Below are 7,802 nucleotides of genomic sequence, written 5' to 3' on the forward strand. Positions count from 1 at the left end.
GTGACCGTCAGGAGGCTTCCGTCACCGGCACGCGTGCGCGTGCCTTGCGCGCGGCCAGCACCACCAGCGGCGTTCCCGTCTCCGGGTCGTCGATGACCTGGCAGCGCAGCCCGAAGACCTCCTCGACCAGGGGCGCCGTGACGACGTCGCCGGGCGCGCCCTGCGCGATCACCGTGCCGCCCTTCAGCGCGATGAGGTGGGTGGCGTACCGGGCGGCGTGGTTGAGGTCGTGCAGGACGGCGACCAGGGTGCGGCCCTGCTCCTCGTGGAGTTCGGCGCACAGGTCGAGGACGTCGATCTGGTGCTGGATGTCGAGGTAGGTGGTCGGCTCGTCGAGCAGCAGCAGCGGGGTCTGCTGGGCGAGGGCCATCGCGATCCACACCCGCTGGCGCTGACCGCCGGACAGCTCGTCGACGTACCGCTCGGCGAGTTCGGCGACCCCGGTCCGGGCCATGGACTCCTGGACGACCCGCTCGTCCTCGGCCGACCACTGGCGCAGGATGCCCTGGTGCGGGTAGCGGCCGCGGCCCACCAGGTCGGCGACCGTGATGCCGTCGGGCGCGATCGAGGACTGCGGCAGCAGTCCGAGCGTCCTGGCGACCTTCTTGGCGGGCATCGACTGGATGACCTGCCCGTCGAGGAGCACCCGGCCCTCGCTCGGCCTGAGCATCCGCGACAGCGCGCGCAGGAGCGTCGACTTGCCGCAGGCGTTGGGACCGACGATCACGGTGAACGAGTGGTCGGGGATCTCCACCGACAGCTGCTCGGCGATGACCCGCTGGTCGTAGGCGAGGGTGACGTTCTCGGCGGACAGGCGGTTCACGGTGCTCCTTCGGTTGTTCGGCCCGCGGCCGGCACGGGTGGTGGCGCTGTTCATATCCGGCCCGCCCGGCGCTCGGTGACCAGCAGCCACAACAGGTAGACGCCGCCGAGCACGCCGGTGACCACGCCCACGGGCAGCTGTCCGTCACCGAACAGCCGCTGCGCCGCCCAGTCGGCGGTGACCAGGAGGGCGGCGCCCATGAACAGGGCGGGCACCAGGTTCGGTCCGGGTGAGCGGGTCAGGCGCCGGGCGAGCTGGGGCGCGGTGAGCGCCACGAAGGCCACGGGGCCCGCGGCGGCGGTGGCGGAGGCGGTGAGGAGGACGGCGCACACCATGAGCAGCAGCCGTACCCGCTCCACGCGCACTCCGAGGGCGTGGGAGACGTCGTCGCCCATCTCCATCATGCGCAGCCCGCGTGCGTTGGCGAGGACGAGCGGGACGAGCCCGCAGCACAGCGCGAGCAGCGGCCAGACCTGCTTCCAGTCCCGGCCGTCGAGCGATCCGGTCATCCACACGACCGCGCGGGCCGCGTCGACCAGGTCGGCCTTGGTGATCAGATAGCCGTTGACCGCGGTCGCGATCGCCGACACACCGATGCCGACGAGGACCAGCCGGTAGCCGTGCACGCCCCGTTTCCAGGCGAGCAGGTAGATGGCGGCACCCGTGACCAGCCCGCCGACGAGGGCGCCGACGGCGACCTGGTCGGCGGAGCCGGACATCAGCACGATCACCACGAGCGCGCCGGCCGTCGCCCCCTGCCCGAGCCCGAGGACGTCCGGACTGCCCAGCGGGTTGCGGGAGACGGCCTGGAACACGGCGCCTCCCAGCCCCAGCGCGGCGCCCACCAGCAGTCCCACGACGACCCGCGGCAGCCGCAGTTCGTTGACGATGAACTCCTGGCCCTCGGTGCCGTTGCCGGCGAGTGTCTTCAGTACGTCGCCGGTGGAGATGGGGAAGTCACCGGTGCCGATGAGCACCACGCTCGCGGCGAAGGCGGCCAGCGCCAGCACGAGCACGACGATCAGGACACGCGGGTGCACCCGGACGGAGAGCCCGCCGGGGGTTCGCAGGGCTCGGACGGTGCCGGCCTTCCGGCGTCCGGCCTCCGTGGCCTTCGCGGCCTTCGTTGCTTCTGTTGCTTCCTTGGCTTTCGTGGTCCGCTCCGGCTCGGACTGGGGTGCGGTCTTCACAGCTGGGCCGTCCTCCGCCGTCGTACGAGATGGATGAAGACCGGGCCGCCGATGAGCGCGGTGATGATGCCCACCTGGACCTCCGAGGGGCGGGCGACGACCCGGCCGATCACGTCGGAGCCCAGCAGCAGCACGGGCGACAGGACCGCCGCGTACGGCATGATCCAGCGCAGGTCGGGCCCGGTGAAGGAGCGCACCACGTGCGGGACCATCAGTCCGACGAACACGATCGGCCCGCAGGCGGCGGTCGCGGCTCCGCACAGCACGGTGGCGGCGAGCATGGACAGTGCCCGGGTGCGGTTGAGGTGGGCGCCGAGGGCCTTGGCGGTGTCGTCGCCCATGGCCATGGCGTTCAGCGGCCGGGCGAGCGCGAACGCGAGGAGCGTGCCGACCGCCAGGAAGGGCAGCACCCGCCAGATCGTGTCGTTCGTCGCCGAGGTCAGCGAGCCGACCGTCCAGAAGCGCATCCGGGCGAGCGCCGCCTTGTCCATGATCATCACGGCCTGGACGTACCCGAAGAGCGCGGCGCTGAGGGCGGTGCCGGCGAGCGCGAGCCGCACGGGCGTGGCGCCCCGGCTGCCGCCCAGGAACCAGACCAGCGCGCCGACGGCCGCCGCACCGAAGAAGGCGAACCACACGTAGCCGCTGACGCTGGTCACGCCGAGGAAGGTGATGGCGGTGACCACCGCGGCCGAGGCGCCCGCGTTGATGCCGAGCAGTCCGGGGTCGGCCAGCGGATTGCGGGTCAGGGCCTGGAGGACCGTTCCGGACAGTCCCAGCGCGGCGCCGACCAGCAGTCCGAGCACGGTCCGCGAGACCCGCTCCCCCACGACGACGTCGCCGTACGTCCCCGTGTCCTGGAACAGCCCGTGCCACACCTGTTCGAGGGACAGCTCCTTGGCGCCGACGGCGATGCTCGCCACGACCACCAGCAGCAGGACGGCGACGGACACGAGCAGCCCAAGGGACCGTAGAGCCCGGCGGGTTGGGGGCGCGGGGGCACTCTCCACGCGCTCTTCGGGAACACTGTCGACCAACACGCAGTTAGGTTAGCCTACCCTGCCATTTCTCCCCGCTGATTGGTCGCGGTCGCCGCCCGAAGGCAACGGCCGCGACCGATCCGCCTCACCGCACGCATCACCGCACGGGTCACCGCAGCGGGCGCGCCACCGGGTTCACAACCCCAGCCGGGCGAGCGCCTTCCCCCCGTCCAGCCCGCACGAGCCGTCGCCCGCCGCGGTCCAGGCCGCCGCGCACAGCGCCCGCAGCCCGTCCAGGACTGCCCCCTCACCGTCGAGTTCGAGCCTCTCCGCCCCGGCCGACGCGGCCCATCCCCCGCACCGGAAGCCGCTCCCCGCCTCGGCGACCCCCGGCTGCCCGGTCAGCAGGCCGCGCAGATCGGCGTCCACGTACGTCGGCCGGTGCTGCGGCGGCGCCGCGAGGAGCTGCGCGCCGTCGGTCACCCCGGTCAGCACGAGCAGCGAGTCGACCTCGCCGTTGAACGCGCCCTCGATGTCGGTGTCCAGCCGGTCTCCGACCACCAACGGCCGCTCGGCGCCGGTCCGCAGGATCGTCTCGCGGTGCATGGGGGGCAACGGCTTGCCCGCGACCTGCGGCTCGGCCCCGGTCGCGATCCGCACGACCTCCACCGCCGCGCCGTTGCCCGGCGCGATGCCCCGCCCGCTCGGAATCGTCAGGTCGGTGTTGGACGCGAACCACGGCACGCCACGCGCGACGGCGTACGACGCCTCGGCGAACCGCCCCCACGGCAGGTCGGGCCCGCCGAACCCCTGCACCACGGCCGCCGGGTCGTCCTCCGCCGATTCGACGGGTTCGAGCCCGCGCTCGCGCAGCGCGACCCGCAGGCCCTCCCCGCCGATCACCAGGACCCGCGCCCCCGCCGGCACCTGTTCACTGATCAGCCGGGCGACCGCCTGCGCCGAGGTGATGACGTCGTCCGCTCCGGTGGGTATGCCCAGCTCGGTGAGGTGGTCCGCCACGGCGTCGGGCGTGCGCAGCGCGTTGTTGGTGACGTACGCCAGCCGCATTCCGCCACCGCGCGCGGCGGCCAGCGACTCGACGGCGTGCACGATCGCGTTCCCGCCCGCGTACACCACCCCGTCCAGGTCGAGCAGCGCCGTGTCGTACGCCTCGCTCAGGGCCTGCCCACTGCCCTCGGGCCTCGTCCTGACGCTCCGGCTCATTCCACATCGCTCCTCGTTCGATCGCTTTCCCCGATCATCCCGCATGCCACCGACAGACGTACGATGCCGGGATGAACTCAGCAGGTCACTCGGAAGCGACGGCGCCCCGAGGCCTGGAACTCACCCCGTTCCGAGGCCTGCGCTACGACCCCGACCGGGTCGGCAGTCTCGCCGCCGTCACCTCCCCGCCGTACGACGTCGTGGTCCGCCCCGACGGCCTGCACCACCTCCAGGACGCGGACCCGCACAACATCGTCCGTCTGATCCTCCCTCAGGCCACCACCGCCGGCGCCCGCAACGAACAGGCCGCGGACACCCTCCGCCGCTGGCTCGCCGAAGGCGTCCTGACGACCGACGCCGTACCCGCCCTGTACGTCTACGAGCAGCGGCACGCCGACGGCATGCTGCAGCGCGGCCTCATCGGCACCCTGCGGGTCTCCGGGCCCTCCGCCGGCGTCGTCCTCCCCCACGAGGACGTGATGCCGCACATCGTCGCCGACCGCGCGGCCCTGATGCGCGCCACCCGGGCCAACCTCGAACCGCTGCTCCTGACGTATCGCGGCGACGGCACGGCGACGGAGGCCGTAGAGCGGACCGCGGACCGGCCCCCGCTCCTGTCGACGACCACGGAGGACGGCTTCAGCCACCGTCTGTGGTCGATCACCGACCCCGCCGAGGTGGCCCGCATCCAGGCCGGCCTCGCCCACCACCAGGCCCTGATCGCCGACGGCCACCACCGCTGGGCGACGTACCTGCGTCTACGCGCGGAGCACGCCTCCCCCAGCCCCTGGGACGACGGCCTGGTCCTCCTCGTGGACACGGCCCGCTATCCCCTGCGCGTCCGCGCCATCCACCGTCTCCTGCACGGCCTGCCGGTCGCCGAGGCCCTGGCCGCGGTGGAGGGGCTGTTCCGCGTCCGGCGTCTGGAGGCGCCCCTGCCCCGGGCCCTCGACGCCCTCGCGGACGCGACCGCCGGGGGCAACGCCTTCCTGCTGGCCGGCGACGGTGCCTTCCACCTCCTGGACCGCCCGGACCCGGCCCTCCTCGCCCGCACGGTCCCCGCCGACCGCCCCCGGGCCTGGCGCACCCTCGACGCGACGGTCCTGCACGCCACGCTCCTCGCGCACGTGTGGCACGTCCCCGAGGACGACCCCGCCCGCATCGCCTACATCCACGACACCGCCGCGACGGTCGAGAAGGCGGAACGCGACGCCGGTACGGCCGTGCTGCTGCACCCGGTCCGCGAGGAGGTCGTCCGCGATCTCGCCCGGCAGGGCGTCATGATGCCCCGCAAGTCGACGTCGTTCGGCCCGAAACCGGCCTCGGGCCTGGTCCTGCGCGCACTGGACCTCTGACCGGGAAAACGGAAAAAAGGGGCTCGGCTCCGGTACGACACCGGAGCCGAGCCCCTTTCACTCACCCACGTCAGTCCTGGTCGTCGGCCTTGCCCTCGACCGGCCGCTCGTCCTCGGCGACGACGTCCCCGTCCTCGTCCAGCGCGTCGACGAACTCCACGCCGTCCAGTTCGGCCAGCCGGTCCGAGGCGTCGGTGCTGCTGTCCCGATCGGCCTCGACGGCCTTCGCGAACCACTCGCGCGCCTCGCTCCGGCGGCCGGCGGCGAGCAGCGCGTCGGCGTACGCGTACCGCAGCCGCGCGGTCCACGGCTGCACGGAGTTCGAGGCCAGCTCGGGGCTCTGGAGCGTCACGATGGCCGCGTCCAGCTGGTCCATGTCACGTCGGGCACCGGCCGCGACGAGCCGCATCTCCACCTGCCCGGCCTTGTCGAGCTTGTGCACCTCGGGCGCGCCGGCCATCTCCAGCGCCTTCTCCGGCCGTCCGAGCCCGCGCTCGCAGTCGGCCATGACGGGCCACAGTTCCACGGTCCCGGTCATCCGCCGGGCGGCACGGAACTCGGCCAGCGCCTCGCTGTACTTCTGGGTGGCGTACGCCGCGAACCCGGCCGCCTCCCGCACGGCGGCGACGCGTGACGCCAGCCGCAGCGCCACCTTCGAGTACCCGTAGGCACGCTCGGGCTCCTCGTCGATGAGCCGCGCGACCATCACCAGGTTCTTGGCGACGTCCTCGGCGAGCCCCTTGGGCAGGCTCTGCAGCTCCTGCCGTACGTCCTTGTCGATCTCCTCGCCGGTGACGTCCTCGGGGATCGGCAGTCGCTTGATCGGCTCGCGGTCCCGGTCCCGGTCGTCACGGAACCTGCCGCCACCACGCCGGTCGTCGCGTCCGCCCCGGTCGTCGCGCCCCCGGAAGCCACCGGGCCGACCACCACGGTCGTCACGGCCGCGGAACCCGCCACGGTCGCCACCGCGCTCGCCGCCACGGTTGTCGTCGCGCCTGTCGTCACGACGGAAGCCCCCGCGGTCCCCGCGGTTGTCGTCACGGCGGACGAAACCTCCGCGGTCGTCGCCCCGTCGGTCGTCGCGTCGGTCACCGGGGCGGTCGTCACGGCGGAAGGCGGGACGGTCATCGCGGTCGTCACGACGGAAGGGAGGCCGCTCACCGCGGTCGTCACGACGGAAGGGAGGCCGCTCACCGCGGTCGTCACGACGGAAGGCCGGGCGGTCGCCACGATCGTCGCGACGCGGGCCACGGTCCCGGTCGTCACGCTGGAACGCCGGACGAGAACCCCGATCGCCCTCACGCCGGTCGTCACGACGATCGTCTCGACGCCCGTAACCACCACGGTCACGATCACCGTGACCACCACGGTTGTCGTCACGACGGTCATCCCGACGGTCGTCACGACGGAAGCCCCCGCGGTCCCCGCGGTTGTCGTCACGGCGGACGAAACCTCCGCGGTCGTCGCCCCGTCGGTCGTCGCGTCGGTCACCGGGGCGGTCGTCACGGCGGAAGGCGGGACGGTCACCGCGGTCGTCACGACGGAAGGGAGGCCGCTCACCGCGGTCGTCACGACGGAAGGCCGGGCGGTCGCCACGATCGTCGCGACGCGGGCCACGGTCCCGGTCGTCACGCTGGAACGCCGGACGAGAACCCCGATCGCCCTCACGCCGGTCGTCACGACGATCGTCTCGACGCCCGTAACCACCACGGTCACGATCACCGTGACCACCACGGTTGTCGTCACGACGGTCATCGCGCCTGTCGTCACGACGGAAGCCACCGCGATCACCATGGTTGTCGTCACGGCGTCCGTATCCGCCACCGCTGGTGCCACCACCGCGGTTGTCGTCGCGTCGGCCGGCGCCGGGGCGGTCGTTGTCGCGACGGAAGCCACCGCGGTCCCCGCGGTCGCTGCGGAAGCCTCCGCGCTCGCCACGGTCTCCGCGGTCCCCACTGTCCCGTCGCCGCTGGTCGCGCTCCGGTCGATCGTCGGGAGAGTTGGTGGACATGGGTGACTCCTGTCTTCGGTACCGCAAGTCATTCTCGCGCAGCCGGGTACCCTGCGCTTCCTGGAAAAACAAAAGGACCCCTGGTCCCAGCTGAACGCTGGGACCAGGGGTCCTTCCAAAGATTGTTCGGCGGCGTCCTACTCTCCCACAGGGTCCCCCCTGCAGTACCATCGGCGCTGTGAGGCTTAGCTTCCGGGTTCGGAATGTGACCGGGCGTTT

At 72.7% G+C, this 7,802-nt stretch carries 7 protein-coding genes and 1 rRNA gene; 1 reads left to right on the top strand and 7 read right to left on the bottom strand.

Going from position 1 to position 7,802, the window contains the following annotated elements:
* Nucleotides 1-7: 7 nt before the first annotated feature.
* The 4 genes from AB0N31_RS17515 to AB0N31_RS17530 form a co-directional block, all read right to left on the bottom strand.
* The gene (locus AB0N31_RS17515) at nucleotides 8-877 is read right to left on the bottom strand and encodes an ABC transporter ATP-binding protein (RefSeq protein WP_366059253.1); all 870 of its coding nucleotides are present in this window, start codon (nucleotides 875-877) and stop codon (nucleotides 8-10) included.
* Entirely contained in the window at nucleotides 874-1,893 is a 1,020-nt protein-coding gene (locus AB0N31_RS17520) for an iron chelate uptake ABC transporter family permease subunit (protein WP_366059261.1), read from the bottom strand. Before AB0N31_RS17520 ends, AB0N31_RS17515 begins: the two co-directional genes overlap by 4 nt.
* 116 nt (nucleotides 1,894-2,009) lie before the next feature.
* On the bottom strand, nucleotides 2,010-3,053 hold the full coding sequence (locus AB0N31_RS17525; RefSeq protein ID WP_366059254.1) for an iron ABC transporter permease: 1,044 nt from the start codon (nucleotides 3,051-3,053) through the stop codon (nucleotides 2,010-2,012).
* 135 nt (nucleotides 3,054-3,188) lie between these two features.
* Complete coding sequence (locus AB0N31_RS17530; protein ID WP_366059255.1) at nucleotides 3,189-4,217, bottom strand: HAD hydrolase-like protein; 1,029 nt, start codon at nucleotides 4,215-4,217, stop codon at nucleotides 3,189-3,191.
* Nucleotides 4,218-4,288: 71 nt separating this feature from the next.
* Between AB0N31_RS17530 and AB0N31_RS17535 the strand changes: the two genes are divergently transcribed.
* Nucleotides 4,289-5,572 (top strand): DUF1015 domain-containing protein, encoded by a 1,284-nt coding sequence (locus tag AB0N31_RS17535; protein ID WP_366059256.1) that lies wholly within the window; start codon nucleotides 4,289-4,291, stop codon nucleotides 5,570-5,572.
* Between the two features lie 70 nt (nucleotides 5,573-5,642).
* On the opposite strand, the gene AB0N31_RS17540 is transcribed toward AB0N31_RS17535, so the two are convergent.
* From AB0N31_RS17540 to rrf, 3 genes are all read right to left on the bottom strand, one after another.
* The gene (locus AB0N31_RS17540) at nucleotides 5,643-6,386 is read right to left on the bottom strand and encodes a hypothetical protein (protein ID WP_366059262.1); all 744 of its coding nucleotides are present in this window, start codon (nucleotides 6,384-6,386) and stop codon (nucleotides 5,643-5,645) included.
* Entirely contained in the window at nucleotides 6,278-7,396 is a 1,119-nt protein-coding gene (locus tag AB0N31_RS17545) for a hypothetical protein (RefSeq protein ID WP_366059263.1), read from the bottom strand. Before AB0N31_RS17545 ends, AB0N31_RS17540 begins: the two co-directional genes overlap by 109 nt.
* 311 nt (nucleotides 7,397-7,707) lie before the next feature.
* A 5S ribosomal RNA gene (gene rrf / locus AB0N31_RS17550) occupies nucleotides 7,708-7,802 on the bottom strand; the annotation flags it as partial.

Origin of the sequence: Streptomyces sp. NPDC051051, assembly GCF_040682975.1 — a bacterium.
Lineage (GTDB): Bacteria > Actinomycetota > Actinomycetes > Streptomycetales > Streptomycetaceae > Streptomyces.

Excerpts from the sequence above, each read along its gene's own strand:
- AB0N31_RS17515 (WP_366059253.1), bottom strand. The coding sequence starts at position 877 with ATGAACAGCGCCACCACCCGTGCCGGCCGCGGGCCGAACAACCGAAGG.
- AB0N31_RS17530 (WP_366059255.1), bottom strand. The coding sequence starts at position 4,217 with ATGAGCCGGAGCGTCAGGACGAGGCCCGAGGGCAGTGGGCAGGCCCTG.
- AB0N31_RS17535 (WP_366059256.1), top strand. The coding sequence starts at position 4,289 with ATGAACTCAGCAGGTCACTCGGAAGCGACGGCGCCCCGAGGCCTGGAA.